General features: G+C 62.6%; 28 protein-coding genes. 21 read left to right on the top strand and 7 right to left on the bottom strand.

The window, feature by feature from the left end; genetic code table 11:
* The first annotated feature begins 10 nt into the window (after positions 1-10).
* The 5 genes from TRP66_RS04030 (at position 11) to TRP66_RS04010 (ending at position 2,607) form a co-directional block, all read left to right on the top strand.
* Positions 11-604, top strand: a complete 594-nt coding sequence (locus tag TRP66_RS04030; RefSeq protein WP_333400057.1) for a hypothetical protein — start codon at positions 11-13, stop codon at positions 602-604.
* A gap of 178 nt (positions 605-782) precedes the next feature.
* Positions 783-1,196 carry a putative holin gene (locus TRP66_RS04025; RefSeq protein WP_333400056.1) on the top strand — a complete coding sequence of 138 codons (414 nt, stop codon included), beginning with the start codon at positions 783-785 and terminating at the stop codon, positions 1,194-1,196.
* Complete coding sequence (locus TRP66_RS04020; protein WP_333400055.1) at positions 1,189-1,539, top strand: phage holin family protein; 351 nt, start codon at positions 1,189-1,191, stop codon at positions 1,537-1,539. Before TRP66_RS04025 ends, TRP66_RS04020 begins: the two co-directional genes overlap by 8 nt.
* Before the next feature lie 67 nt (positions 1,540-1,606).
* On the top strand, positions 1,607-2,095 hold the full coding sequence (locus TRP66_RS04015; RefSeq protein ID WP_333400054.1) for a glycoside hydrolase family 24 protein: 489 nt from the start codon (positions 1,607-1,609) through the stop codon (positions 2,093-2,095).
* Complete coding sequence (locus tag TRP66_RS04010) at positions 2,092-2,607, top strand: DUF2514 family protein (protein ID WP_333400053.1); 516 nt, start codon at positions 2,092-2,094, stop codon at positions 2,605-2,607. Before TRP66_RS04015 ends, TRP66_RS04010 begins: the two co-directional genes overlap by 4 nt.
* A gap of 18 nt (positions 2,608-2,625) precedes the next feature.
* Here TRP66_RS04010 and TRP66_RS04005 read toward each other — a convergent pair whose 3' ends face one another.
* Positions 2,626-3,333, bottom strand: coding sequence for a hypothetical protein (locus tag TRP66_RS04005; protein ID WP_333400331.1), 708 nt, complete (start codon positions 3,331-3,333; stop codon positions 2,626-2,628).
* Between the two features lie 347 nt (positions 3,334-3,680).
* Between TRP66_RS04005 and TRP66_RS04000 the strand changes: the two genes are divergently transcribed.
* Positions 3,681-3,923 carry a hypothetical protein gene (locus tag TRP66_RS04000; protein WP_333400052.1) on the top strand — a complete coding sequence of 81 codons (243 nt, stop codon included), beginning with the start codon at positions 3,681-3,683 and terminating at the stop codon, positions 3,921-3,923.
* Between the two features lie 139 nt (positions 3,924-4,062).
* Here the strand turns inward: TRP66_RS04000 and TRP66_RS03995 are convergent, their stop codons facing one another.
* Positions 4,063-4,479: a hypothetical protein gene (locus TRP66_RS03995; protein WP_333400051.1), complete on the bottom strand. Its 417-nt coding sequence runs from the start codon at positions 4,477-4,479 to the stop codon at positions 4,063-4,065.
* Between the two features lie 161 nt (positions 4,480-4,640).
* Here TRP66_RS03995 and TRP66_RS03990 point away from each other — a divergent pair, with 161 nt between their 5' ends.
* From TRP66_RS03990 to TRP66_RS03955, 8 genes are all read left to right on the top strand, one after another.
* Positions 4,641-5,027 (top strand): hypothetical protein, encoded by a 387-nt coding sequence (locus tag TRP66_RS03990; protein WP_333400050.1) that lies wholly within the window; start codon positions 4,641-4,643, stop codon positions 5,025-5,027.
* Between the two features lie 120 nt (positions 5,028-5,147).
* Positions 5,148-5,753, top strand: a complete 606-nt coding sequence (locus TRP66_RS03985; RefSeq protein WP_333400049.1) for an SCO family protein — start codon at positions 5,148-5,150, stop codon at positions 5,751-5,753.
* Positions 5,753-6,238: a copper chaperone PCu(A)C gene (locus TRP66_RS03980; protein ID WP_333400048.1), complete on the top strand. Its 486-nt coding sequence runs from the start codon at positions 5,753-5,755 to the stop codon at positions 6,236-6,238. Before TRP66_RS03985 ends, TRP66_RS03980 begins: the two co-directional genes overlap by 1 nt.
* A 92-nt stretch (positions 6,239-6,330) precedes the next feature.
* Positions 6,331-6,516, top strand: a complete 186-nt coding sequence (locus TRP66_RS03975; protein ID WP_333400047.1) for a DUF2188 domain-containing protein — start codon at positions 6,331-6,333, stop codon at positions 6,514-6,516.
* 209 nt (positions 6,517-6,725) lie between these two features.
* Positions 6,726-7,526 carry an energy transducer TonB gene (locus TRP66_RS03970; protein WP_333400046.1) on the top strand — a complete coding sequence of 267 codons (801 nt, stop codon included), beginning with the start codon at positions 6,726-6,728 and terminating at the stop codon, positions 7,524-7,526.
* Between the two features lie 93 nt (positions 7,527-7,619).
* The gene (locus TRP66_RS03965) at positions 7,620-8,345 is read left to right on the top strand and encodes a MotA/TolQ/ExbB proton channel family protein (RefSeq protein WP_333400045.1); all 726 of its coding nucleotides are present in this window, start codon (positions 7,620-7,622) and stop codon (positions 8,343-8,345) included.
* Position 8,346: 1 nt separating this feature from the next.
* A complete protein-coding gene (locus TRP66_RS03960) occupies positions 8,347-8,748 on the top strand; it encodes an ExbD/TolR family protein (protein WP_333400044.1) in 402 nt (133 codons plus the stop codon).
* Positions 8,749-8,912: 164 nt separating this feature from the next.
* Positions 8,913-10,001 (top strand): DUF1615 domain-containing protein, encoded by a 1,089-nt coding sequence (locus tag TRP66_RS03955; protein ID WP_442965169.1) that lies wholly within the window; start codon positions 8,913-8,915, stop codon positions 9,999-10,001.
* Here TRP66_RS03955 and TRP66_RS03950 read toward each other — a convergent pair.
* Positions 9,998-10,438, bottom strand: a complete 441-nt coding sequence (locus tag TRP66_RS03950; protein ID WP_333400042.1) for a DUF1810 domain-containing protein — start codon at positions 10,436-10,438, stop codon at positions 9,998-10,000. The two genes, TRP66_RS03955 and TRP66_RS03950, sit on opposite strands and share 4 nt — an antisense overlap.
* 98 nt (positions 10,439-10,536) lie before the next feature.
* Between TRP66_RS03950 and TRP66_RS03945 the strand changes: the two genes are divergently transcribed.
* The 4 genes from TRP66_RS03945 to TRP66_RS03930 all read left to right on the top strand — a co-directional run bounded on the left by TRP66_RS03945 (position 10,537) and on the right by TRP66_RS03930 (position 16,213).
* Entirely contained in the window at positions 10,537-12,348 is a 1,812-nt protein-coding gene (locus TRP66_RS03945) for an ABC transporter ATP-binding protein (RefSeq protein WP_333400041.1), read from the top strand.
* Positions 12,349-12,481: 133 nt separating this feature from the next.
* Positions 12,482-13,519: an NADP(H)-dependent aldo-keto reductase gene (locus TRP66_RS03940; protein WP_333400040.1), complete on the top strand. Its 1,038-nt coding sequence runs from the start codon at positions 12,482-12,484 to the stop codon at positions 13,517-13,519.
* Positions 13,520-13,593: 74 nt separating this feature from the next.
* Entirely contained in the window at positions 13,594-14,394 is an 801-nt protein-coding gene (locus TRP66_RS03935; protein ID WP_333400039.1) for an SDR family oxidoreductase, read from the top strand.
* Positions 14,387-16,213, top strand: a complete 1,827-nt coding sequence (locus TRP66_RS03930; protein WP_333400038.1) for a glycoside hydrolase family 15 protein — start codon at positions 14,387-14,389, stop codon at positions 16,211-16,213. The genes TRP66_RS03935 and TRP66_RS03930 overlap by 8 nt, the downstream gene beginning before the upstream one ends.
* Before the next feature lie 15 nt (positions 16,214-16,228).
* On the opposite strand, the gene TRP66_RS03925 is transcribed toward TRP66_RS03930, so the two are convergent.
* Positions 16,229-17,659 carry a DUF2723 domain-containing protein gene (locus tag TRP66_RS03925; protein WP_333400037.1) on the bottom strand — a complete coding sequence of 477 codons (1,431 nt, stop codon included), beginning with the start codon at positions 17,657-17,659 and terminating at the stop codon, positions 16,229-16,231.
* Between the two features lie 215 nt (positions 17,660-17,874).
* Here TRP66_RS03925 and norR point away from each other — a divergent pair, with 215 nt between their 5' ends.
* Positions 17,875-19,428: a nitric oxide reductase transcriptional regulator NorR gene (gene norR / locus TRP66_RS03920; protein WP_333400036.1), complete on the top strand. Its 1,554-nt coding sequence runs from the start codon at positions 17,875-17,877 to the stop codon at positions 19,426-19,428.
* A 333-nt stretch (positions 19,429-19,761) separates the two neighbouring features.
* Positions 19,762-21,210 (top strand): MFS transporter, encoded by a 1,449-nt coding sequence (locus TRP66_RS03915; protein WP_333400035.1) that lies wholly within the window; start codon positions 19,762-19,764, stop codon positions 21,208-21,210.
* Here TRP66_RS03915 and TRP66_RS03910 read toward each other — a convergent pair.
* Positions 21,192-21,407, bottom strand: a complete 216-nt coding sequence (locus TRP66_RS03910) for a hypothetical protein (RefSeq protein ID WP_333400034.1) — start codon at positions 21,405-21,407, stop codon at positions 21,192-21,194. The two genes, TRP66_RS03915 and TRP66_RS03910, sit on opposite strands and share 19 nt — an antisense overlap.
* A 223-nt stretch (positions 21,408-21,630) precedes the next feature.
* On the opposite strand from TRP66_RS03910, the gene TRP66_RS03905 reads away from it, so the two are divergent.
* Positions 21,631-22,218, top strand: a complete 588-nt coding sequence (locus TRP66_RS03905; protein ID WP_333400033.1) for a LysE family translocator — start codon at positions 21,631-21,633, stop codon at positions 22,216-22,218.
* Here TRP66_RS03905 and TRP66_RS03900 read toward each other — a convergent pair.
* Together TRP66_RS03900 and TRP66_RS03895 are read right to left on the bottom strand one after the other, a co-directional pair.
* Complete coding sequence (locus tag TRP66_RS03900; RefSeq protein ID WP_333400032.1) at positions 22,200-23,042, bottom strand: AraC family transcriptional regulator; 843 nt, start codon at positions 23,040-23,042, stop codon at positions 22,200-22,202. The two genes, TRP66_RS03905 and TRP66_RS03900, sit on opposite strands and share 19 nt — an antisense overlap.
* Before the next feature lie 128 nt (positions 23,043-23,170).
* A complete protein-coding gene (locus tag TRP66_RS03895; RefSeq protein WP_333400031.1) occupies positions 23,171-23,479 on the bottom strand; it encodes an RcnB family protein in 309 nt (102 codons plus the stop codon).
* Positions 23,480-23,603 lie beyond the last annotated feature (124 nt).

Here is a 23,603-nt window from a genome sequence, read left to right as displayed (position 1 = left end):
AGAGGGCATCATGATCAATCTCAATTCGGCCAGGCTGGCCTGGCACGACGCGTTCTACAGTCGCTGGGACGGTTCCGGCGCGCGGCTGGAGCAAATGGCGCGCCTCGGTCGTGGCGTTCAGGAAACGGACCGTCGCTCGAGCTGCGGGCGCAGCGTTCACCAGGCATTGGCGGCCCGTGTCCAGCACGCCGTCGGCGCGCTGCCTGAACATCTGCGTGCGTTCGGTGATCACCTGTACAACCCGCTGGCCGGCAGCGATGAGCGGGAAATTGCCGAAGAGATCGTCTGGCGACTGGCGTGTCACAGGCTGCCGAAGATGACCGCGCGCAAGTTCGACAAGGCTCGCTACGTGGCCCGCGCCGTCGTCCTGCGTTATCGGCGCATGAACCAGGGAGGACAGGGCGCCGGGGATGATCCTTTGCCCAGTGCCTGCGCCATGCGCCGATGGGTACTCGATACCTGCGGCGTCGCGCTGGTCGGCGACCAGTGGGCGCGGGACTGGGGGCGTTTCGTCGAGTCCTGTTTCTCAGTTTGCGACAGGCTGGATCGCGAGGCGCTGGCACCTGTGGCCCTCGTGCTGGCCAGCATGAACGCAGCGGCTTGACGTTTTGTCGGCGCTGCGGCAGTCTTTCGCCATATCCAGCGATTCGCCTGCCGCAAATCGCTTCCTCGACCCCGCCATGCTGCGGGGTTTTTTGTGCCCGTCACGAACCCGAAAGCCCCGACCCGTTCGGGGCTTTTGCGTTTTCAAAGGATCATCGTCAGCAATGCATGGGGTGCGTATGAGCGCTGAAACCATACCGGGCGTCCTGGCCGGCGCCGGAGCGAACGCAAGCGATGTCGCTCTCGCGACCTATCTGTTTTCGTTCGATCACAGCATGGCACTGGCCGCGATCGGCGGCTGCTGCTTCTTTCTGGGCGCATCCGCCGCGTTGCCGTGGAGCACGCGCATTTTCTACGCGCTGGGCTCCTGCATCATTGGCTACATGTTCGGGATCATGATGCTCAATCTCTTGAATTACAGCGGAGCCGCCTCGTTCCTCGCCTGCGTCGCCTCGGCGCTCGCCTCATGGATATTCGGCTCGCTCAAACGCTGGGCCGATGGAGGTCCGCGCCCTGACTGGGTGGACTGGTTCGTCAACCTGGCAAGAGGTTTTCTGCCGGAATTTCTGAAACGAGGGAAGCGCGATGAATGATCTCAGTCTCTGGATCCATGCAGCCGCCGAATGGCTCGATGGCATTATCCCCGACGTGCTGCTGAGTACCCGTGGGGTCTGCCACTTGCTGATATTCATCGTGGTCGCCGGCTACAAGAGCAGCAACGCCAGGCACCGCAAGACCGTGGGGGTCATAGCCGCGACCTTTGCCGGCGCGAACGCCGCGGAGGCCTACCGGGTCGCGGTGAACTTCAGCCAGTTTTCCGCCGTGGTGCAACCGCCGCTTACCCTGGTGATGCTGTGTGTGTTGTTCTTCGTGATGTACGCCCGGGGCAACATGGCCCGGATGCTGCCTCGCAACCGGGCCGACCTGATGCACTGATCGGCCCGCACCACCGTTTACCCCAGCCCGCCTCGCGCGGGCTTTTTTTCGTCTGGAGGAAATGTAGATGCCTGTCATTACCGAACAGAGTGCCGGCGGCAGCAATGTCCTGGCTTTCCTGGACATGATTGCCGACTCGGAAGGAACCCGCACCGTCGCCGGCAGCGACGACGGCTACAACGTGTTGTACGGCGGCGGACTGTTTCACGGCTACCTGGATCACCCGCGTCTGCGACTGACGTTTCCCATCAATGGCAAAAAGGTGACCAGCACCGCGGCCGGTCGTTATCAGTTGCTGGAGCGCTACTGGGATGCGTATCGGGCCCGCCTGGGGCTGGAAGGCGGTTACACGCCGCAGAATCAGGACCGTGTGGCGTTGCAACAGATACGCGAGCGTCGCGCGCTGGAGGACATCCAGGCTGGAAGAATCATCGAGGCGATCGGCAAATGCTCGAACATCTGGGCGAGTTTTCCCGGCAACGATTACGGGCAGAATCCTCACAAGGCGGACAAGCTGCTCGCGTTTTACCTGGCGGCAGGCGGGAGGTTGGCATGATCGCGGCACTGGGAGCCATGCCCGCTCGCCTTTGGGCCGCGCTGTGCCTGATCGTCGCGCTGAGCGTCTCGCTGGTTTATCAGAGCCTGGCGCTTGCGCAAGCGAAAACCGAACACGCGCTGTACGTAGTGCGGGTCGAACAGGCCGCCCGAGCGGCGCTGGACGCGGCTCGCACTCAGGAGCAGCGCCGACAGCGACAAATCAACGAGGTGCAAGATGATGCTCAGGACCGAATCAAGGCGGCGCTGGATGACGCTGCTCTGGCTGCCTCTACTGCTGACGGCCTGCAGCGGCAGGTCGACAGGCTGCTTGCCGGTCGACGCGCCTGCGATACCCGAGTTGCCAAGGGAGGCGCGGCAATCGGCGACCTCACCCGTGTGCTCGCCGAGCTGCGCCGCCGCGCTGACGAAAGAGCGGGAGAGCTGGCGAGAACGGCTGATGCAAGCCGAATAGCCGGACAAGCTTGCGAAAGGGCCTATGACTCTCTGGCGCAGGCAACGCGCCTGAACTGAGTCAATGCGGCGCAGGCGTCAGCCGGTAACGACTGTGCCCTTGAGAAATACCTCACGGCGTGCCCGTCGGCTGATGACTTCGTGTTTCGCAAGCGGGTAGACGCTGTCGAATCGTACCCGGTCGACACCGCTGTAATGCCGTGCGAGTTCTTCATTCACTAGCTGGTCGTAACGCGCTTCGGTAATGAAGCGATAAATGTCCCTGCGGTAGAAGAAACCGAATTGAAAACCCAGCACCTCACTGAGGTAATCGCTGGAACTCGACAGAAAACAGTTCTCCAGATCAATCGCCTTGTGCGGCTCTGTAGACGAACGGCTGACCATGACGTTATTGGCCCAGTAATCCATATGCGTCAGGTGCTTGTCGTGCAATTGCTTAAGCAACTGGAACGCGATTCGAATAAAGGCTTCGATATCGTTAGCTTCTTCCTGAATCCAGTCCATCCCGTTGCTGTGGGAGGTCAGTAATTCAGTGAAGATAAAAAACTCTTCGGTCACGCCAATTCGAGATTTGCTGTAGCCAAAACCGGTCAGGCGCGCCACAGGCGCTCCGCGCTGTTGAGCTTCGACCGTATTGATGACCTCTTCGAGCGGCCAGTCGAACATGCCATCGCGCTTGGCACGCCACAGCGTGACACGGATCTTTGGGCGCAAGTTGTCCAGGGGCTGTGATTTGGCGAAGACTTCAGTTTCAAGTCCGCGCAGCGGGGCGCTCACTCTGTCCATCTTCCGGTTGCGACGATGTATGCGGGACTCGATCAATCCCTTGAATGCATGAGCGGCTGCGCTCGCCGGAGGCTCGACCAAGTAGAGCTTCGCATTCAGATGGCGGAAGGTGGAGGGGAAGTGTCGGACAATATTTCGGCCGGCTGACATAAAAGCGCCATGTGAGTTCCATTTGTAACGAAATTATTACATGCACTTCGGTTGTAGTACAACGCGGATCAAGAATGTAAGAAAACTCATCTAGAGCATGCTGGCAAATGCCATTGGGCAAATATTCCGAACGATCAGGCATCCGGCGCAATCTATTGCAGTACACACAGAGTGCAACGCCGGATAAGGAGACTGCGATGAACAAAGACACGCAACTGCAATCGGGGCGAGATAACGACGAGCCATTACCGGCGTCCAACGAACCCCTGAGTCCCGGGCGGACCAACCTCAACCCCAGCGATCAGGCAGGCGTCGACGAACTCCCAGATAACGACGGTGAGGTACCATTGGACACGAACGACGAAGCACCGGTGCTGGAAGAAATGCCGGACGTCGACGTCGACAACGCCGAGATGGATGACCAGCCCAATCCGCGTTAGATCTCTGCAATTGGTCATGGCCTTGCAAACGTTGTGGGAGCGGATTCATCCGCGAAGGGCCTTGGATCCCGCCTGAGATGGGTTGCCTGGCCTGACGCTTCGCGGATAAATCCGCTCCTACGGATTCGCGCTGTGCCGATCAGGCATCACGCAGCAGGTCGTTGGCGTTGAGGAGCGCCCAGGCGATGTCCGGGCGGGCTTCGAGTCCACGACGGATCGCGGCGGGTATGGATGACCGGGTCTTGCGGCACAACCCTCTCTGGGCATGAACGACGATACTGATGCCGCGCATGGTCCGTACCTCGTTGGGGCCCGGAGCGACCTCCACCCGAACGCCCAGTTGCTCGAGCAGCTTGCGCTGCATGTGCTCCAGATCCGCCAAGCTTTCGATACGTTCCAGGCGTTCGAGCAGACGCTGTTCTTCCTCACGGGTCAGCATCAGGATGCGCCGGTCGGCTTCAGGCGCTTCCAGCCGTTCTCGCTCACAATTGCACAGGCCCGGTGGGCAGGGCGAGCGGGTCGGGGCGACGGGGAAATCATGAAGAATACCGTTCATGAGCGCAGCATAACCATCACGCTCGACGCCTGCCAGCATCGGGTGCGGCCATTTGTCGCAAGCACGACGAGCCCCGGCACTGCGCGACTTTGGCGATCGCCGCCCGCGCGCGCCTGTTGCGGCGGTATTCCTCGGTGGCCCATGGTGGTAAATTCGCGACCATGAATTCCGTTCGTGCCCGCCGCCATCCCATGGCCTGGATACTCCTCGTCTTCGTACTGCTCAACGGCCTGCTGTGCAGCGTCGGACACGGGCAGATGCTGGCCGGTGAGCGGCTGTCTCCGATTCCGATGGACGACATGGATATCTGCGGCGACGAAGCGCTGCACGGGCCGGCCGAAACCGCGAGTGAGGCCGGTCACGCTTCGCTGATGCCACTGGCAATGTTCGACTGTCTGTTCGCCGGAAAGGTGATCGGCGCGCTGGCCCTCATCGCCGCTCTGACCTGGCGGCGTCGGGTTCGTGACAGCGCCAGACGCCTTCCCGCGGCGCCCGCGCCGATTGCCGCCAGACATGGATTTCCCGGGCTGGCACCGCAGGCACCCTGAGCAGGACCCGAGCCCATCGTGCCCGCAAGGACCGTTTCGATTCGGTGCCTTGCCTGCCTGCAGGACCGCATAGCCAAACGTTCGGCGTGCCGTGCCTGTTCCTCCATAGGACCGTAACGCATGACACAACATCTGACCCGCCGCGACGTACTCGCGGGCCTGTCGCTGCTCAGCCTTGGCGCCCTGGCCGGGTGCGGCAACTCCAATGCCCTGGATTTCAAATATGGCAAGGACATGAGCAACGAGATTGTCGGCCGCAACTTCAAGCTCAAGGATCCCCAGGGCAACGTGAAAACCCTGTCGAGTTTCCGGGGCTTCATGCCGATGATCTTCTTCGGCTTCACCCAGTGCCCGGCCGTGTGCCCGACGGCGCTGGCCCGCGCCGCGCAAATCAAGAAACTGATGGGCGCGGACGGAGATTCGTTCCAGGTCGTGTTCATCACGCTGGACCCTGAACGCGACACACCCAAGGTGATCGATGCCTACGTGAAAGCCTTCGATCCGACCTTCGTGGCGCTGTCCGGCACGCTCGAGGAAACCGCCGAGACGGCCAAGGAGTTCGGGGTGTTCTTCGAAAAGGTGCCGCTGGGCGACACCTACACCATCTCCCATACCTCAACCAGCTATGTCTACGACACCCGGGGCGTGCTGCGCCTGGGCCTGTCGCATCGTCTGTCCGCCCAGCAATGCGCGGAAGATCTGCTCACTCTCATGGAAGTCTGCTGATGAACATTCGTATCGCCACTGCTGTGAAATCCTCGTTGCTGGCCGCGCTGCTGGGTCTGAGCCTGCAAGTCCAGGCCCAGACTCAGGTGCAGGATGCCTGGGTGCGCGCCACCGTACCCGGACAGCCTGCGACCGGTGCGTTCATGCACCTGACGTCGAGCACCGATGCGCGCCTGGTGGGCGTCGCGTCGCCTGTCGCGAAGATGGTGCAGATCCACCAGTCGAACATGAAGGACGATGTCATGAACATGCAGAAGGTCGACGCCGTCGAACTGCCCGCGGGCAAGACAGTGGTCTTCGACACCGAGGGTTATCACGTGATGCTCATGGGCCTGAATGCTCAGGTGAAGGAGGGCGATCAGGTGCCGCTGACGCTGACCGTGGAAGACGCCAGCGGGACGACCGAAAACATCGAAGTGATGGCGCCGGCCCGCGCCTTGACCACGGACGCTCACAGCGCGCATGGCGCGCACGCCGGGCACTGACGGATCGAGCGCCGAGCGGGCAGCACAGCTCCCTCGGGCGGGTGTATGGTAGGCGGGCGGTCACGACATGATCTGTGCAAGCGGAGGTCGATATGAGCACGCCTATCCTGTCCAAAGTCCAGTTCAACGGGTATCAACTGGTCTGCGTCAACCGAGGGCCATGGACGGTCTGTACGCCGAGCGATCGTCTCGCATCGTTCAACACCCGGCAGGAAGCCATGGCGTACGCAGCCTCGTTGCCGGTACGCAACTGGACGACGCGGTCTGCCGGCGCCTGAAACGCCGTCCTGGCCGGTCCCGCGCGCTTGCCCGCGGGACCGGTTCCGCTGATGGGTATATTCGATTACCGAATAACCCGCGAACCAAATATTCTTTTCCGGAACAAGCCCCTTTCATCCATGATCACCTCCGAGCCACGTGCTTGGAATAGGTGACTGATACCGACAGAACCTGGATTTTCATTTTTGAAAAATGCAGGAGTGTATCAATGGGCAATGTCCAGACCGCCGCCGGAGCACAGCCGTTGCCATGGGAGCCCGCATCGGGCGGCGAGTTGGTCGACCTCGGCCGTCCGTACCGGACTCCCCTGGCGCATTCGCGTCTGCAGAGCACCCCAAAGGGCGTACTCAGCCAGCGGGAGAAAGCGCTCTTCGGAGCCTTCGCTCTGGTCCTGCACGGCGCTGCCATCTACTGGCTCAGCCAGAACCCGACACCGCCGCTGCCCGTGGTGCCGCCGGAAATCCCTCCGATGACCATCGAATTTTCTCAGCCCGCGCCGCCGGTCATTGAGCCTCCACCGCCTGAGCCTGCGCCGCCGCCCGTGGTCGAGCCGCCGCCACCGGTCGAGGACGAACTGGCCACCAGACCCGCGCCCAAGCCGGTTCCGAAACCCAGACCGGTCATCAAACAGGCGCCCAAGCCTGCGCCCAGACCGGTCGCCAAACCCATCGAGCAGCCACCCGCGCCGCAACCGGTTGCCGCGCCCGCGCCACCCGCGCCCCAGCCGGTGACTCCGGCATCCGCGAGCGCCGGTTACCTGCGCAATCCGCCGCCCGAATACCCGGCGCTGGCCATGCGTCGTAATTGGCAGGGCACGGTGCTGCTCAGGGTCCATGTCCTGGCCAGCGGCAAGCCTGGCAACATCCAGATCCAGAAAAGCAGTGGCCGTACCCAGCTCGACGACGCGGCGCTCGCAGCGGTCAAGCGCTGGAGCTTCGTTCCCGCCAGGCAGGGCGACATCGCCCAGGACGGCTGGGTCAGCGTACCCATCGATTTCAAACTCAACTGAAGCCCAAGCAAGCCTTCGCCACGCCATGCGAGCCACCTGACAAAAGGAGCGTCGCGACACACGAACTGATGTATCAGCACGAGAACCTGCACCATGAACTTACTGGCATCCCCATTCGAATCCGTCGAACACGCCGTCATCTGGCTGTTGATCCTGTTTTCCGTCGCCACCTGGGGGCTCGCGCTTCTCAAGGGCGTGCAGTTCGGGCGACTGAAGAATCAGGACCGAAAATTCCACAAGCACTTCTGGGCGGCCTCCAGTCTGGACTCCGCGGCTGAACTGGCCTCGACCCAGCCAGGCGCGGCGGCCCGCGTCGCGCAGGCCGGTTATGCGGCGATACAGGTTGGAGACAATACCCAGGCTGCCGACCTCAGTCATGCCATCAATCATCAGGACCGGCTGGAACGCTCGTTGCGCCAGCAGATCGTGCGTGAGCGCCGCTCGCTGGAGACGGGGCTGGCGGTGCTCGCCAGTATCGGCAGCACGTCGCCCTTCATCGGACTGTTCGGGACCGTGTGGGGCATCATGTCGGCGCTCAAGGGCATCAGCGCTGCGGGTTCGGCAAGCCTGGAAACCGTGGCCGGCCCGATTGGCGCAGCCTTGGTGGCCACCGGAGTCGGCATTGCCGTCGCGGTGCCTGCGGTGCTGGTGTACAACTATTTCCTGCGTCGCCTCAAGCTGACTGCCGCTGACCTCGACGACTTCGCCCACGATTTCTACAGCCTGGCGCAAAAGAATGCTTTCCGCGTGCTGTTGCATCCGGTGCTGGGCAAAGCGGGGGCCCCGGCTTCCGGGCACAAAGTCAAGGAGGCCTCCTGATATGGCGTTCTCGACTCAGGACAGCGATGAAGTGCTCAGCGAAATCAACGTGACGCCGTTGGTCGATGTGATGCTGGTGTTGCTGGTGGTGTTCATCGTGACCGCGCCGCTGCTGACCAACTCGATCCCGATCAATTTGCCCAAGACCGAGGCCGTGGCGCCCGTCGAGCAGAATGACCCGCTGGTGGTGAGCATCGACGGCGACGGCAAAGTGTTCATCAACAAGGACCAGATCCAGCCGGATCTGCTGGAAACCAGCCTCAAGTCGGCCAAGGAAAAGGATGCGCAGGTGCGTGTCCAGTTGCAGGCCGACGATGGCGTGAACTATGGCGAGGTTGCTCGCGCCATGGCCTCGATCGAACGCGCGGGCATCACCCGACTTTCGGTCATCACTGCCCGCTGACCGATTGCACGTGTAGAGCTTCAGGCTTTGGGGCCGTACCTTCAGGCAGGTACGGCCCCTTTTTTATGCCTGTCGCTTCAGGTGCGCCGGAACGTCACTCGGTTTGCCTTGTCGGTATGGCTGCCGATGCAATCATGTAAAGCAGGGAGCCGGGCTTGAATTCGTTGATCAGAACGCTTGTTGTAGGACTGGGCCTGTTGGCACTGGCGGGATGCGGCAGCCAGCGGGTCCGGGAGCCTGAACTGACCCCCGAGCAGGGGCGGGCGAAGATTGCTCGACTGATACCCGCGAAGACACCGGACCGCACAGGTTGGGCCACTGACATCCACGCTGCGTTCGCCGCGCAGAAAATCCCGCTGACCACCGAGAACATTTGCTCGGTGCTGGCGGTGACCGAGCAGGAGTCGACCTATCAGGTCGACCCCGCCGTGCCGAACATGGCGAAGATCGCCCGTGGCGAGATCGATCGTCGCGCCGCGCGCCTGCGGATTCCCGGCGCGCTGATCAACGCAGCACTGCGCATCCGCTCGCCGGATGGCAAGACCTACGCCGCGCGCTTGAACGCGGCCCGCACTGAAGAGGACCTGTCGGCCATCTTCGATGATTTCATAGGCATGGTCCCATTGGGACAGACCCTGTTCGGCAACTTCAACCCGGTGCACACCGGTGGCCCGATGCAGGTGAGCATCGCCTTCGCGGAAAAGCAGGCGGCCGGTTACCCGTACACGCCGGATGGATCGATTCGACGCGAGGTATTCACCCGCCGCGGCGGCATGTATTTCGGTATCGCACATTTGCTGGGTTACCCGGTCAACTACGACCGTCCGCTGTACCGTTTCGCCGACTTCAACGCCGGCTGGTACGCCAGCCGTAACGCAGCGTTTCAGAACGCTGTGAGTCGCGCGACCGGCATCGAGCTGGCGCTGGATGGCGACCTGATTCTCTATGACTCGACCTCGCCCAGCGCGACCGAGCGGGCGATCCGCACGCTGGGCAAACGACTGGACATGAAAAACTCGGCTATCTATAGCCAGCTCAAACAGGGCGACACGCTGGCGTTCGAAGACACCCGTTTGTACGAGCGCGTCTTCGCCCTGGCCGAGCAGGCTGAAGGCAAGGCCTTGCCCCGGGCAATCCTTCCTGGCATCAAGCTCAAGAGCCCGAAAATTACCCGCAACCTGACCACCGCCTGGTTCGCCGAGCGGGTCGATGGCCGTCGGGAACGCTGTGTGCAGCGTTCCGCCTCTCGCTAATGGCGTTGCGGCGCGGCTTGCAGTTTGTCGAGGGTGCCGGGGTCGGGTTGCCCGTCGAAGAAGCTGTCCAGCACTTCGCGAAAGATCTTGCGTTCCGGCGCCGCCATGGCGAACAGCGTCATGCTCGAATGCAGCTTCATATCGTCGGGCGAACCGAAAATCTGCTGCGCCGTGCGGTCGGTCCACGGGATGATGGCGTTCGCGCATTCTTCCAGGCGCGAACCCAGCAGCGGATGTTGCAGGTAAGCCTGGGCTTCCTGCAGTCCGCTGATGGCGTAGCGCTGCGCCATGTCGCTGCGACCCAGCCCCTTGATCTGCGGAAACACGAACCACATCCAGTGGCTGCGTTTGCGGCCGGCGCGCAGCTCGGCCAGCGCCTGGGCATACATCGGGCTCTGCGCCTCGACGAAGCGTTGCAGGTTCCAGGAATCGTGCATCAGGGGCCTCCGGGTCAGTTTTTGAAAGTGAGTCGGGAACGTCGCGCGATCACGCGCCTAGTTGTTGAGTCAGGTTGCCATCCAGAGTTCGAGGACCTATGTCGGTAAACACCCGTTTCAGATCTTTCATCCAGCAGGCGCTGCGGGCAATGGCGCTGGTCTGGCGCACGTCCCGCGGCCTGTCCATTGGTCTGGTGCTCGCCACGCTGGTGGCCGGTCTGCTGCCGGCGTTGGCCGCCTGGATAGGACAACGCATCGTCGATGCCGTGGTGGCCGCCATGCAATTGCAAGCGGTAAGCGGTGAAGCGGCGCTGTGGCCGGTATTGCGTTTTGTGCTGCTCGAAGCTGGCGTCCTGGCCCTGCTGGCCGGCGCGCAGCGCTCGCTGTCCGTGCAGCAGGCGCTGCTTCGCGTGCAGTTGGGTCAGACCGTGAACCGACTGATTCTGGAAAAGGCCCAGACCCTGTCCCTGATGCAGTTCGAGGACTCGGAGTTCTACGACAAGCTGGTGCGGGTTCGCCGCGAAGCCTCGACCCGACCGCTTGCCCTGGTGACCAAGTCCCTGGGCCTGTTGCAGAACCTGATCTCGCTGGTCAGTTTCGCCGTGCTGCTGGTGCATTTCTCGCCCTGGGCCCTGGTCATTCTGGTGCTCGGCGCGCTGCCGGTGTTCTTCGCCGAGGCGCATTTTTCTGGCGATGCGTTTCGGCTGTTCACCCGGCGCGCGCCCGAGACCCGCCAGCAGAACTACATCGAAACCCTGCTTTCCCACGAGGGTTACATCAAGGAGGTCAAACTGTTCGGCTTCGCGCCGCTGTTGCTCAAACGCTATCAGGACACCTTCGAGCGCTTGTACGCCGAAGACCGGCGTCTGACCCTGCGTCGCGACGGGTGGGGTTTTCTGCTGGGGCTGTTGGGCACAGCGGCCTTCTACCTGGCCTACGCCTGGGTGGTGGTCGATGCGGTGCACGGGCGGATCAGCCTGGGCCAGATGACCATGTATCTGGTGCTGTTCAAGCAGGGGCAGGCGGCGGTGAGCAGTAGCCTGAGCGCAATCAGCGGACTCTACGAAGACGGGCTGTACCTCGCCGACCTCTACGAATATCTTGGCCAGCCGGTGGTGGCGCAGACCGGCCATCTCCAGCACGGCGTCAAGCCGGGTGACGGCTTGCGTTTCGAGCAGGTCAGCTTTACCTACCCCGGGCGCAGCCGACCGGCGCTGGAAGACATCGACCTGCATCTGGCGCCGGGGCGCAGTGTCGCCCTGGTGGGGGAGAACGGCTCGGGCAAGACCACCCTGATCAAGCTGCTGACGCGCCTTTACCGGCCCGACCGCGGCCGCATCCTGCTTGACGGCAGCGATCTGCAGGACTGGGACGAGGATGCGTTGCGCAGGCGCATCGGGGTGATCTTTCAGGACTTCATTCGCTACCAGTTTCTGGTCGGTGAGAACCTGGGCGTAGGCGATATCGACGCTTTCCATGATCAGCATCGCTGGCGTGAGGCTGCGGTCCAAGGGATGGCGGCGCAGTTCATCGAGCAACTCGACCAAGGCTATTCGACCCAGCTGGGCCGCTGGTTCGCGGGAGGTCAGGAGTTGTCCGGCGGACAGTGGCAGAAGATCGCGCTGTCGCGGGCCTACATGCGTCGGCATGCCGACATCCTGATTCTCGACGAACCCACCGCCGCGCTGGACGCAGGTGCCGAGGCCGCGGTGTTCGAGCATTTCCGCGAGTATGCCAAAGGCCGCATGACGCTGCTGATTTCCCATCGCTTTTCCAGCGTGCGCAATGCCGAGCACATTGTGGTGCTCGAACATGGCCGGGTGCTGGAGCGAGGCGACCACGAAAGCCTGGTGGCCGCCGGCGGCCGTTATGCAGCGCTGTTCGATCTGCAAGCGCAGGGTTATCGCTAGATGAAGACTTCCGCGCGGGGCGACAAAACCCTTGCGCGGGCCGGCTGCACGGCGTTTCAATGGTCGTCTTTGCCGGGCCCGACGCACCCGCATCGGGCCGCTTCATTCGAAAAACGGACAACGGAGCCACCGAATGCAATTTCGTTCATTGGGCAGGACTGACATTTCCGTCAGCGCTATTTCGCTGGGCACCATGACCTGGGGCGAGCAGAACACGCAGCAAGAAGCGTTCGAACAGATCCGCATGGCCAAGCAGGCAGGCGTCAACTTCCTCGACACCGCCGAAATGTATCCGGTGCCGCCGCGCGGCGAGACCTACACCAAGACCGAAAGTATCATCGGCGAGTATTTCAAGGCCCATGGCGACCGTGCCGACTGGATCCTCGCCAGCAAGGTGGCAGGCCCGGGCCGGATGGAACACATCCGCGACGGCAACCCGCGCCTTGACCGCAAGAACATCACCGCCGCCCTCGAAGGCAGCCTCAAGCGCTTGAACACCGACTATCTGGACCTGTATCAACTGCACTGGCCGGACCGCAAAACCAATTTCTTCGGGTCTTTGGGCTATCAGCACGATCCGAGCGATGTCTCGACCGACATCGAAGAAACCGTGGAAGTGCTGGATGATCTGGTCAAGGCCGGCAAGATTCGTCATTTCGGCCTGTCCAACGAGACGCCGTGGGGCACCCATCGCTTCCTGCATCTGGCAGAGAGCCGGGGTCTTGCTCGCGCCGTGTCGATCCAGAACCCCTACAGCCTGCTCAACCGCAGTTTCGAAGTCGGCCTGGCGGAAATGGCGATTCGCGAGCAGATCGGTCTGCTGGCTTATTCGCCCCTGGCATTCGGCATGCTCAGCGGCAAGTACGAGAACGGTGCGCGTCCGGCCGACGCGCGCCTGACGCTGTTCGACCGTTTCCAGCGTTACAACAACCCGCAAGCCATTCACGCTACCAGTCAGTACGTCGCGCTGGCGCGTCAGCACGGGCTGGACCCTTCGCAAATGGCACTGGCCTATGTGACCAGCCGTCCGTTCGTGACCAGCAACATCATCGGCGCGACCAACCTCAAACAGCTTGAAACCAACCTGGCGAGCATCGACCTGGTGTTGTCGGACGAGGTCATCGCCGGTATCGAGGCGATCCACGCGGCGCAGCCCAACCCGGCGCCCTGAGCCACAGCTGCTTTGAACTTCCCTTCGGCCTCGTCAGTCAGCATCTAGGGTGCTTACTGCGAGGCTGAATTCCGATGCAAATCTCACTCAAGCAACAAGTCGCGCTGGTCACCGGCGCCAGTTCCGGGCTGGGCGAAAGCGCTGCCCGGGCGCTGGCCGAGGCTGGCGCGGCGGTGGTCGTCAACTATCACTCCAAGGCCGAACCCGCCGAAGCGCTGGTCGAGCAGATCCGTGCAAAGGGCGGGCGGGCCGTGGCCATCGGCGCCGATGTCTCGAATGAGGACGAAGTCGAGCTGCTGTTTGCACAGACCCTTGAAGCGTTCGGAGCGCTGGACATCCTGCTGGCCAACTCGGGTCTGCAGAAGGATGCGCCTATTGTCGACATGACGCTCGATGACTGGAACACGGTCATCAACGTCAACCTGACCGGCCAGTTCCTGTGTGCCCGCGCCGCGCTGCGCCAATTCATCGCGCAGGGCATGCGCCCGGACGTTTCCCGGGCCATGGGCAAGATCATTCACATGAGTTCGGTGCACCAGCTGATTCCCTGGGCGGGTCACGCCAACTACGCGGCGTCCAAGGGCGGTGTGGATCTGCTGATGCGCAGCATCGCTCAGGAAGTCGGGGAATTGAAGATCCGGGTCAACAGCATCGCACCCGGCGCGATCAGCACGCCGATCAACGCGGACGCCAGGAATGGCGACGCGGAAAAAAAGCTGCTCGAACTGATTCCCTACGGTCGCGTCGGCGATCCCCAGGACGTCGCCAACGCCGTGGTCTGGCTGGCATCGGACGCGTCGGACTACGTGCACGGCAGCACCTTGTTCATCGATGGCGGCATGAGCCTTTATCCAGAGTTTCGCGGCAATGGCTGAACTGCTCGAAGAAGCCCAGAACCCCATCGAAAACCACGGCATCATTGGCGACATGCGCAGCGCCGCCCTGGTCGCCGACACGGGCAGCATCGACTTCTGTTGCTGGCCCGACTTCGATAGCCCGTCGATCTTCAGCGCGCTGCTGGACAGCAACGAGGCCGGCACCTTTCAGCTCGCGCCGGATCTGCCCCGTGCCCGTCGCCTGCAGATCTACCTGCCCGATACCAACGTGCTGCAGACCCGCTGGATCGACAAACAAGCCATTGTCGAAGTCACTGATCTGATGCCCATCGGAGAAAGCGCCGACGATCTGCCGCGCCTGGTAAGACGTGTGCAAGTGCACGGCGGCAGTGCGCGCCTCCGCATGCGCTGCAGGGTGCGCATGGATTACAGCCGTGCCGAGACGACCGCGTATCCGGAGCAGCAATCCGTCTGCTTCCAGGCACCGGACGAGCCGGGCATGCGTCTGGCCGCGACCACGCCGTTGCGCATCGAGGAGCACACCGCCTGCGCCGATTTCGATATCCACCCGGGTGAAACGGTGGAGTTCATTCTTGGCGGCGTCGATGATCCGCACGTGGTCGCGGGGCGCTGCTCGCACTATTTCGACGACACCCTGAAGTTCTGGCGCCAGTGGAGCCGGCAGTCCCAATACCGCGGCCGCTGGCGCGAGACCGTCACCCGCTCGGCGCTGGCGCTCAAACTGCTGACCTCACGCAAGCACGGCGGCATCGTCGCCGCGGCAACCTTCGGACTGCCGGAGACGCGGGGTGGCGAACGCAACTGGGATTACCGCTACACCTGGATCCGTGACGCGTCCTTCACCGTGTATGCCTTCATGCGCCTGGGTTACACCAGTGAGGCGAACGCCTACATGCGCTGGGTCAGACGCCGGCTGGACGACTGCGCCGGCGGCTGCGAGAAACTGGGCATTCTCTATTCGCTTGCCGGCAGACATGAACTGCCGGAAACCAGTCTGGACCATCTGGCCGGGCACGGCGGGGCGCAGCCAGTGCGCATCGGCAACGGCGCCTGGGACCAGATTCAACTGGATATCTATGGCGAGCTGATGGACGCGGTGTATCTCGCCAACAAGTATGGCGAGGCGATCTCCCACGATGGCTGGGCGCACGTGGTTCGTCAGGTCGACTTCGTCTGCCAGCACTGGGGCGACCGAGATGTCGGCATCTGGGAAAAGCGTGGCGAAGACCAGCATTTTCTCCACTCGCGACTCATGTGTTGGGTCGCACTGGACCGGGCCCTGCGGCTGGCGGCCAAGCGCTCCTTGCCGGCGCCCTTCGAGCGCTGGGACGGTGTCCGCCAGGCCATCCACGACGATATCTGGGAAAACTTCTGGAACGCCGAGCTCGGGCATTTCGTGCAGTACAAAGGCAGCCGCAGTCTGGATGCGGCCATGCTGCTGATGCCGCTGGTACGATTCGTCGGTGCCAGCGATCCCAAGTGGCTGGCGACCCTCGAAGCCATCGAGCATTCGCTGGTGCGCGACGGCATGGTGTATCGCTATCGCAATGACGACACGCACGATGATGGCCTTGAGGGCGACGAGGGCGCATTTGTCGCCTGTTCGTTCTGGTACGTCGAGTGCCTGGCCAGGGCCGGGCGGGTCGAGAAGGCGCAGCTGGAGTTCGAGCAACTGTTGCGTTACGCCAACCCCTTGGGACTCTACGCCGAGGAATTCGATGCCTACGGCTGCCATTTAGGCAATACGCCTCAGGCCTTGAGCCACTTGGCGTTGATCAGCGCGGCAACCTTTCTCAATCGCAAGCTCGATGGAGGCGAGGGGATCTGGCAGCCCTGATCGACCGTCTGATCCTCATTTAGTGTGCAGGGCATACCCCACCGGCAGGTTCTCCAGAGAGAAGCTGTCGGCAATCATCCCGCAGAAGCTCAGGCGGGCCAGATAGACGCCGGGGTTGCCCAGCCAGGCACGCAGATCGGTGCTGTCGCCGCACATCACCAGCGTGTTACCGCGCAGCAGCCCGATTGCCTGGCCCGCGCGCAATGCTCCCATGGGCGCGGCATCCGCGACGATCACCGACCCTTCCGGCACGCCCCACTGATAAGCATGAACGAAGCGCTGCGCCGAGCGATCCGGCAGATAGGGCACCACGACGTAACGGATATCCTCGCGAAACGGCAATGACTCCTTGTGCGTCGGCAGGTGCAGCACGCCCGTCACATACAGCGAGTACACCGTCACGATCGCCACCGGGCCGCTGACCACGGAAAGATTGAACAGGCTGTTGCCCAGGCGCTTGCGCGGCAGGTACTTGCGCAGTTGCAGCACCCCGAGAATGCTCAGCAGCGCGACGCCCGGCAGGAACAGGGTGAAGCGGTCGAAGACGTTGTACGACACCGCGAACACCAGGTTGAGCATCGCCGCGCTCCACAACAGCCGACGCATGCCGCCCCTGGGCCAGAGCAACCCCAGCAATTGCGGCCCGATCAGCGACAGCGCCATGACGCAGACCGCATTCTTCTCGTGCCAGAGCACATCGAAGCGAAACAGGCTGCCGGCCCAGTCGGTGCCGGTCAGAGCCGTGGAGTTCCCGGCGATGTAACGTTGCAGAATCTGCAGGGGCGTGAATCCGCCCAGCAGGTCATTGATGACGGCGGGGAGCGCGGGGGCCATCCCCAGCAGGAAGCCGGGCAGGCTTAACCATAAGCGGCCTCGGTGTTCGATGGCCAGTCGCACGTACAGGGGCAGCAGCACGACGAAAGTCAGGGGGTCGACGGCAGCCGCAAGCCCGGTCATCACGCCGATCGAAAACATCAGGCGGCTTGTGCTCAGGCGCGTGCCTTGCGCGCAGTACAGCCAGTATGCGCCGAGCACCAGCAGCGTGTGCACCATATAGATCTCGGCCTTGGTCGAGACCCAGAACACCGCGTGGGACAGGATGGTGGCTGCAGCTGCCAGTATCGCCTGACGCGGTGTGGCGCCGACGCTTGCGGCCAGTCGCGCGACCAGCCAGGCCAGGGGCACCAGCAGCATGGAGTTGAGCAGGCTCAAGGTGCGCGATCCCGACAGTGTCTGTATCAGCGTGGCGAGCGTGTGATAGAGCGGATGGTCCAGCGGCCCCAGGGATTCGCTGAAAAAGCGCCCGTCGGCGGCATCGGCAAGCAGCGTGCCGTTGTCCCCCCACTGGATCGGCCCGCTGGAAGCGATAAGGCTCAGCAGGATGCCGGCAGTCACCAGCAGCAGAGGAATCAGGGTGGGTGATCGACGTCCGGTGTCCGGGTTCATGGAACGTTCCTGTAAGCGTTGTGCTGAACGAACACACTATGGAACGAAAACGGACATCCGCCTCTTGAATAAATCCTAACGGGATCGTGGCCGGCGTCAGTCCTCCGACGCCAGCGTCACTGCGCGGCATCGCCCATCGATCAAGGAAATCTAATGAGCACGCCACGGGTTGGAGTCATAATGACGCCACTTCAATGCCCTGCCGCGGAGTCTCGATGCCCAATCCGTTATTGCTGGAACTGGTGCCACTGGTAGCCGATCTGTCCCGTGATCTTCCGGACGATGAGCGTTATCGCCGCTTGCTGGATTCGCTGCGGCATTTGCTGCCGTGCGATGCGGCGGCGTTACTCAAGCTGGAGGACGAGGTTCTGGTACCGCTGGCAGTCAGCGGCTTGAGTCCCGATACCCTGGGCCGCCGGTTTCGGGTTCAGGAACACCCACGCTTCAGGATCCTTTTGGACAACAGTGCACCGGTGCGCTTTGCCGCCGATTGCGAGTTGCCGGATCCCTACGACGGGCTGGTCGAAGGCCATGGTCAACTGGAGGTCCACGACTGCCTGGGCTGCGTGCTGATGTTCCAGGAACGACCCTGGGGGTTGATCACGCTGGATGCCCTCGACCCGGCACGCTTCGACAGCGTGGATCTGGACAATCTGCAAGCCTTTGCCAGTCTGGCCGTGGCGACGGTAATGGCCAGCGAGCGCATGAAGCAACTGGCGCTGGGCTTCGAAGACCAGCGCCAACTGGCTGAAGTCTACAAGCGCGCCGCGGGGGAGCGGGCGCCTCGCGAGCTGATTGGCCAGAGTCCGGTGCACAAGCGTCTGTTGCAGGAGATCGAGCTGGTGGGCAACAGCCCCTTGACCGTACTGGTGACCGGCGAGACCGGCGTCGGCAAGGAGCTGGTGGCCGAGTCGATCCACCTGCATTCGCCTCGGGCTCACAAGCCGCTGATCAGCCTCAACTGCGCCGCGCTGCCGGAGACCCTGGTCGAGAGCGAGCTGTTCGGTCACGTCAAAGGCGCATTCTCCGGCGCGGTCGCCAGCCGCAGCGGCAAGTTTGAACTGGCGGACGGCGGCACGCTGTTTCTCGACGAGGTCGGCGAGCTGCCATTGCCGGTGCAATCGAAACTGCTGCGGGTGCTGCAGAGCGGGCAGTTGCAAAGAGTGGGTTCGGACCAGGAACATCGGGTCGACGTACGCATCATCGCCGCCACCAACCGCGACCTGGCCGAAGAAGTCCGCGCCGGCCGGTTTCGCGCCGACCTGTATCATCGCCTCAGCGTTTACCCCTTGCAGGTCCCGCCCTTGCGCGAACGCGGTCGCGACGTGCTGCTGCTCGCCGGCTATTTTCTGGAAGAGAATCGCCTGCGCATGGGCCTTCGCAGCCTGCGCCTGAACAGCGAGGCGCAACGGCTGCTGACCCGCCACGACTGGCCCGGCAATGTCCGGGAGCTGGAACACCTGATCAGTCGGGCAGTCCTCAAGGCGCTTGCGGCCCATCCGCAGAGGCCCAGAATCCTGACCATCGAAGCCCCCGCGCTGGGACTCGACGAAGGCGCGCCCGCCCCGACGTCTGCCATCGTCCAGAGTCAGGCGCCGGCGCTTCAGGCGGGCGAGGGCCTGAAGGAGGCGGTCGACGGTTTCCAGAGAGCGCTCATCAGCGAAACCCTGGCCCGTCACCAAGGCAAATGGAGTGAAGCGGCGAGGGCGCTGGGCGTGGATCGCGCCAACCTCAACCGGTTGGCGAAGCGGCTGGGCGTACGGCCGTAGGAGCCAGCTTGCTGGCGATAAATGATAACGCGGTGTGCCTGGATGTCCCGTCCATTTTGCTGCCGCGTCGCAATGAATCGCCAGCAGGACGGATCGCCGCCCGCTGGCACGGTCGTGGGAGCCAGCTTGCTGGCGATGAGCGATAACCTGGTGTGTCTGGATGTCCGGTATCGTCCATTTTGCTGCTGCGGCATGCAACGAATCGCCAGCAAGCTGGCTCCCACCGCTTCGTGTCGATATCAACGGGCACTGCGCCGGCGCAACGGCGTGAACTCCGCACCTCGCCACAGACTCTCAAGCTCACACGCCCCGCAGCTTGGAGTACAAACGGACATGACGTCGATCCAGCAAGGTGCTGTCTTTGAAACCGACTTGCCGGCGCGGTTGGACCGGCTGCCCTGGGGGCGTTTTCACACATTGCTGGTAGTCGCGCTGGGCATTACCTGGCTGCTCGACGGGCTCGAAGTGACCCTGGCCGGTTCGGTGGCCGGTGCGCTGAAAAGCAGCCCGGCGCTGAATCTGAGCAACAGCCAGATCGGCCTGGCAGGAGCGGTGTACATCGCCGGGGCGGTATTGGGCGCGTTGCTGTTTGGCTGGCTGACCGACCGTCTGGGTCGGCGCAAATTGTTCTTCATCACCTTGCTGCTGTATGTCGGGGCCACCGCGGCAACGGCTTTCTCGTTCAATGTTGCAAGCTTCATGCTGTTTCGTTTCCTGACCGGCATGGGCATCGGCGGCGAATACACGGCCATCAACTCCACAATCCAGGAATTCACGCCCGCCCGTTATCGCGGCTGGGTCGATTTGAGCATCAATGGCACTTTCTGGCTCGGGGCTGCGCTCGGGGCCGGCGGCTCGATCCTGCTGCTGGACCCGCAATGGGTCGGCGGCGAACTGGGCTGGCGCTTGTGCTTCGGGATCGGCGCCGTGCTCGGCCTGTTCATTCTGCTGATGCGCCTGTGGCTACCGGAAAGCCCGCGCTGGCTGCTGATCCATGGTCGCAGCGAAGAGGCCCGGCGCATCGTCGAGGGTATCGAGGGCGACTTGCGTCGTCAGGGACATGTGCTGCCCCCGTACGACGCGAAACCCCTGCGCCTGCATGCGCGCGGTCATACCCCGCTCGGGGAAGTCTTCCACACACTGTTCGTCTCGTTTCGTCAGCGTTCGCTGGTCGGTCTGACATTGCTGACAGCCCAGGCGTTCTTCTACAACGCGATCTTCTTCACCTATGCGCTGGTGCTGACCGACTTCTATCAGGTGCCTGCCGAGCAGGTTGGCTGGTATGTACTGCCGCTGGCGCTGGGCAACTTCTGCGGACCGTTATTGCTGGGACGGCTGTTCGACGTCGTTGGCCGACGCATCATGATCAGCCTGACCTACGGGATTTCCGGCGTATTGCTGGTGATCAGCGGTTATCTGTTCGAACAGGGCGTGCTGGACGTGACGCAGCAGGCCATCGCCTGGATGGTGATTTTCTTCTTCGCGTCCGCCGCGGCCAGTTCCGCTTACCTCACAGTGGCCGAAATCTTCCCGTTGGAAATCCGCGCGCTGGCGATTGCGGTGTTTTACGCATTCGGCACGGGGTTGGGCGGGATCATCGGGCCGACTCTGTTCGGTCAGTTGATCGAAACTCAGGATCGTACCAACGTACTGATCGGCTATCTGATCGGCGCCGGTCTGATGCTGATCGCCGCCATCGTGCAGGCCCGCTGGGGCGTCGCGGCGGAGCGCAAGTCACTGGAGCAGGTTGCGCGGCCCTTGTCTCAGGCGGTGGGAGACTGATCGCGGCAGACGCGGCGAAGGTCGTCGGCACTGGCCTGCAGTCCCATGATCCGAGCGTTGACTTCCTGGGCGTCCGAGGTGCGGGAGGAATGTTGCAGGTAGCGCAAGTGCCCGGCCATTTGTCGTGACACGCGCTCCAGATCGTCGGCGGTGCGCTTGAGGTAATCCTGCATGTCTTTCAAGGGTTCGATGTGCATCGACGTGTCTCGTGGTAGCCCTCCTTATGGCGTGATGAAGTGCTCCTGTGCACTTGATTGAATGGATTATCGGCCGTGATGGCCAATTGCTTCAATACTTTCTTCCAGACAATTACGTCAGCTCTCAGGCGAAGCCGAAACCGGGCTGGGTAATTTTCTTCAATACGCCAGTGCGGGCGCTCCTTACCTTGAACGAGTCATTCGATTTCGCTCCGAGGTAACCATGAGTCTGTTCGTTTCCATGGCCGCGTTCGCGCTGGCGTCTTCCATCACCCCAGGCCCCGTCAACATCGTTGCCCTGAGCGCCGGCGCGCGATTCGGTTTCTGGCCCAGCATGCGCCATGTCCTGGGCGCGACGCTGGGTTTCACGTTACTGCTGATTCTGATCGGCTTCGGGCTGCATGAAACACTGCGCGAGTGGCCTTTTCTGACCGGGCTGATTCGCTGGGCGGGCGTAGCCTTTCTGCTGTACATGGCCTGGCGTCTGGCGGCCGACGATGGGCAGTTGAGCGTTGGGCAAACCGCGACGCGGCCGTCGATGGCTTACGGCGCCCTGATGCAGTGGCTCAACCCCAAGGCGTGGCTGGCGTCCGTCGCCGGCATGGGGGTGTTCGTCGCCAATGGCGAAGCGCGCTTGATCTGGCAGTTTTCGGCGATCTACTTCGTGGTCTGTTATGCCTCGCTCGGTTGCTGGGCGTACGCGGGGACTTTCCTGCGGCACTACTTGCGCAATGCAGCAGGCGTAAGGCTCTTCAACCGGATCATGGCCGCGCTGCTGGTTGGCTGTGCGCTTTACCTGCTGCTGGGCTGAGACCACGCCCGATACTGACCGGGGGTGGCCGCCAGGTGTTTCTTGAACTCACGCTGGAAGTGCGCCTGATCCGCAAAACCCGTGTCATGGGCCACCTCGGCAATGCGACGACCCTGTTTGAGCTGGTTGCGGGCGTGCTGGATGCGCTGATTGAGCAGGTACGCATGAGGCGTCATGTGATAGCGCTGCTCGAAGGCGCGGATCAGGTAGGAGGGCGACAGGCAGGCCGCGTTGCAGATGTCTTCGAGGCGGACCGGCCGCGCAAAATTCGCCTCGATGTACCGGGCTGCCAGTTCCACGCGCCGCGCTGGCTCGTCGGACGGGCGCCGCGCGCTGCCCAGACGCTCCTGCATGAGGGCGAAAAAGCCCACCGCGGCGCAGTGCTTGTGCAAGGTGTCGAGCGCCGGATCGACGAGCGTATCGAACAGATGCTTCAGTCCCGAGTACAAGTCGGCGTCCCGGCTGGAAATGGCCGCCAAGGGCTGGAAACCGCGGTCGTTCGATTCACCCTGCAGGGCACCCAGCCACTGGCTGTCGACATAGAGCATCAGGTAGGACCAGGGCTGATCGGCAATCGGGTTGCAGGCATGCACATCGCCAGGATTCATCAGCACCACTGTGCCTGCGGTCACGGTCTGCGAGGTTTTCTCGTGCAGGTAAGTGCTGGTACCGGCGGTAATGGCGCCGATGGAAAACACATCGTGGGAGTGGCGCGAATAGCACAGCTTGCGACCGTCGCCCACGGCTCGCGCTTCAATGAACGGCAGCCTGTCGTCGCGCCAGAAAAAAGGCGTGGCGGAAGTGTTCAGAAGGCTGCTGTCCATGCGCGAGTCCCGGTCAATGAGCGCCGAGACTAGCGCATCCCTACAGCGAGAGGATAGTCATGCGCTCGCCCGCAGCGACCACCGGCGCAAGCGGGGCGGTGGCGGCGAGGCGGGTCAGCGCCGCTGGATTACTTGTTGACGGGAACGATGTCGACGATCTGGCCGTTCACTTTCTGGAAGCGCACGTACTTGTCGTTGATTTGAATCCATTCGCTTTCTTTCGCTGGCTCCTTGAGGCCCTTGGCTTTCCAGTCCTTGATGCTCGAATCGCTGCGGCGGAACTGCTCGGGAACGCGCGATCCCAGTTCCAGCTCGTGACGGTTGTACTGGGATTCCTCGACCTTGGGCTCCGGCTTTTCGTCGGCATGCGCGGGGAGGGTGGCAACCGAGAAGCAGCCAAACAGGGTCATGCAGGCGATCAACGATTTGCTTTTCATGTGAAGACTCCGTCTCTGGGGTAATGCGACCGGCTCAATGCCTGTCATGAAGCATCGGACCTTGAAGGCGGCAAATCATTCGATCCGATTGCCTTTCGCGCATCGACCCCACCTGACGAAAGTT

The organism is Pseudomonas sp. JDS28PS106 (assembly GCF_036706555.1).
Lineage (GTDB): Bacteria > Pseudomonadota > Gammaproteobacteria > Pseudomonadales > Pseudomonadaceae > Aquipseudomonas.
Note: the sequence above shows the minus strand (reverse complement) of the source record. Positions and strands in the feature narration are given on the sequence as shown.

Excerpts from the sequence above, each read along its gene's own strand:
- TRP66_RS03995 (WP_333400051.1), bottom strand. The coding sequence starts at position 4,479 with ATGAACGGTATTCTTCATGATTTCCCCGTCGCCCCGACCCGCTCGCCC.
- TRP66_RS03895 (WP_333400031.1), bottom strand. The coding sequence starts at position 23,479 with ATGAAAAGCAAATCGTTGATCGCCTGCATGACCCTGTTTGGCTGCTTC.
- TRP66_RS03915 (WP_333400035.1), top strand. The coding sequence starts at position 19,762 with ATGACGTCGATCCAGCAAGGTGCTGTCTTTGAAACCGACTTGCCGGCG.
- TRP66_RS04005 (WP_333400331.1), bottom strand. The coding sequence starts at position 3,333 with ATGGACAGAGTGAGCGCCCCGCTGCGCGGACTTGAAACTGAAGTCTTC.
- TRP66_RS03970 (WP_333400046.1), top strand. The coding sequence starts at position 6,726 with ATGGGCAATGTCCAGACCGCCGCCGGAGCACAGCCGTTGCCATGGGAG.
- norR (WP_333400036.1), top strand. The coding sequence starts at position 17,875 with ATGCCCAATCCGTTATTGCTGGAACTGGTGCCACTGGTAGCCGATCTG.
- TRP66_RS03990 (WP_333400050.1), top strand. The coding sequence starts at position 4,641 with ATGAATTCCGTTCGTGCCCGCCGCCATCCCATGGCCTGGATACTCCTC.
- TRP66_RS03930 (WP_333400038.1), top strand. The coding sequence starts at position 14,387 with ATGGCTGAACTGCTCGAAGAAGCCCAGAACCCCATCGAAAACCACGGC.
- TRP66_RS03900 (WP_333400032.1), bottom strand. The coding sequence starts at position 23,042 with ATGGACAGCAGCCTTCTGAACACTTCCGCCACGCCTTTTTTCTGGCGC.
- TRP66_RS03960 (WP_333400044.1), top strand. The coding sequence starts at position 8,347 with ATGGCGTTCTCGACTCAGGACAGCGATGAAGTGCTCAGCGAAATCAAC.
- TRP66_RS03940 (WP_333400040.1), top strand. The coding sequence starts at position 12,482 with ATGCAATTTCGTTCATTGGGCAGGACTGACATTTCCGTCAGCGCTATT.
- TRP66_RS04025 (WP_333400056.1), top strand. The coding sequence starts at position 783 with ATGAGCGCTGAAACCATACCGGGCGTCCTGGCCGGCGCCGGAGCGAAC.
- TRP66_RS03945 (WP_333400041.1), top strand. The coding sequence starts at position 10,537 with ATGTCGGTAAACACCCGTTTCAGATCTTTCATCCAGCAGGCGCTGCGG.
- TRP66_RS03985 (WP_333400049.1), top strand. The coding sequence starts at position 5,148 with ATGACACAACATCTGACCCGCCGCGACGTACTCGCGGGCCTGTCGCTG.
- TRP66_RS04030 (WP_333400057.1), top strand. The coding sequence starts at position 11 with ATGATCAATCTCAATTCGGCCAGGCTGGCCTGGCACGACGCGTTCTAC.
- TRP66_RS03980 (WP_333400048.1), top strand. The coding sequence starts at position 5,753 with ATGAACATTCGTATCGCCACTGCTGTGAAATCCTCGTTGCTGGCCGCG.
- TRP66_RS03950 (WP_333400042.1), bottom strand. The coding sequence starts at position 10,438 with ATGCACGATTCCTGGAACCTGCAACGCTTCGTCGAGGCGCAGAGCCCG.
- TRP66_RS03905 (WP_333400033.1), top strand. The coding sequence starts at position 21,631 with ATGAGTCTGTTCGTTTCCATGGCCGCGTTCGCGCTGGCGTCTTCCATC.
- TRP66_RS04010 (WP_333400053.1), top strand. The coding sequence starts at position 2,092 with ATGATCGCGGCACTGGGAGCCATGCCCGCTCGCCTTTGGGCCGCGCTG.
- TRP66_RS04000 (WP_333400052.1), top strand. The coding sequence starts at position 3,681 with ATGAACAAAGACACGCAACTGCAATCGGGGCGAGATAACGACGAGCCA.
- TRP66_RS03965 (WP_333400045.1), top strand. The coding sequence starts at position 7,620 with ATGAACTTACTGGCATCCCCATTCGAATCCGTCGAACACGCCGTCATC.
- TRP66_RS03910 (WP_333400034.1), bottom strand. The coding sequence starts at position 21,407 with ATGCACATCGAACCCTTGAAAGACATGCAGGATTACCTCAAGCGCACC.
- TRP66_RS04015 (WP_333400054.1), top strand. The coding sequence starts at position 1,607 with ATGCCTGTCATTACCGAACAGAGTGCCGGCGGCAGCAATGTCCTGGCT.
- TRP66_RS04020 (WP_333400055.1), top strand. The coding sequence starts at position 1,189 with ATGAATGATCTCAGTCTCTGGATCCATGCAGCCGCCGAATGGCTCGAT.
- TRP66_RS03935 (WP_333400039.1), top strand. The coding sequence starts at position 13,594 with ATGCAAATCTCACTCAAGCAACAAGTCGCGCTGGTCACCGGCGCCAGT.
- TRP66_RS03975 (WP_333400047.1), top strand. The coding sequence starts at position 6,331 with ATGAGCACGCCTATCCTGTCCAAAGTCCAGTTCAACGGGTATCAACTG.
- TRP66_RS03925 (WP_333400037.1), bottom strand. The coding sequence starts at position 17,659 with ATGAACCCGGACACCGGACGTCGATCACCCACCCTGATTCCTCTGCTG.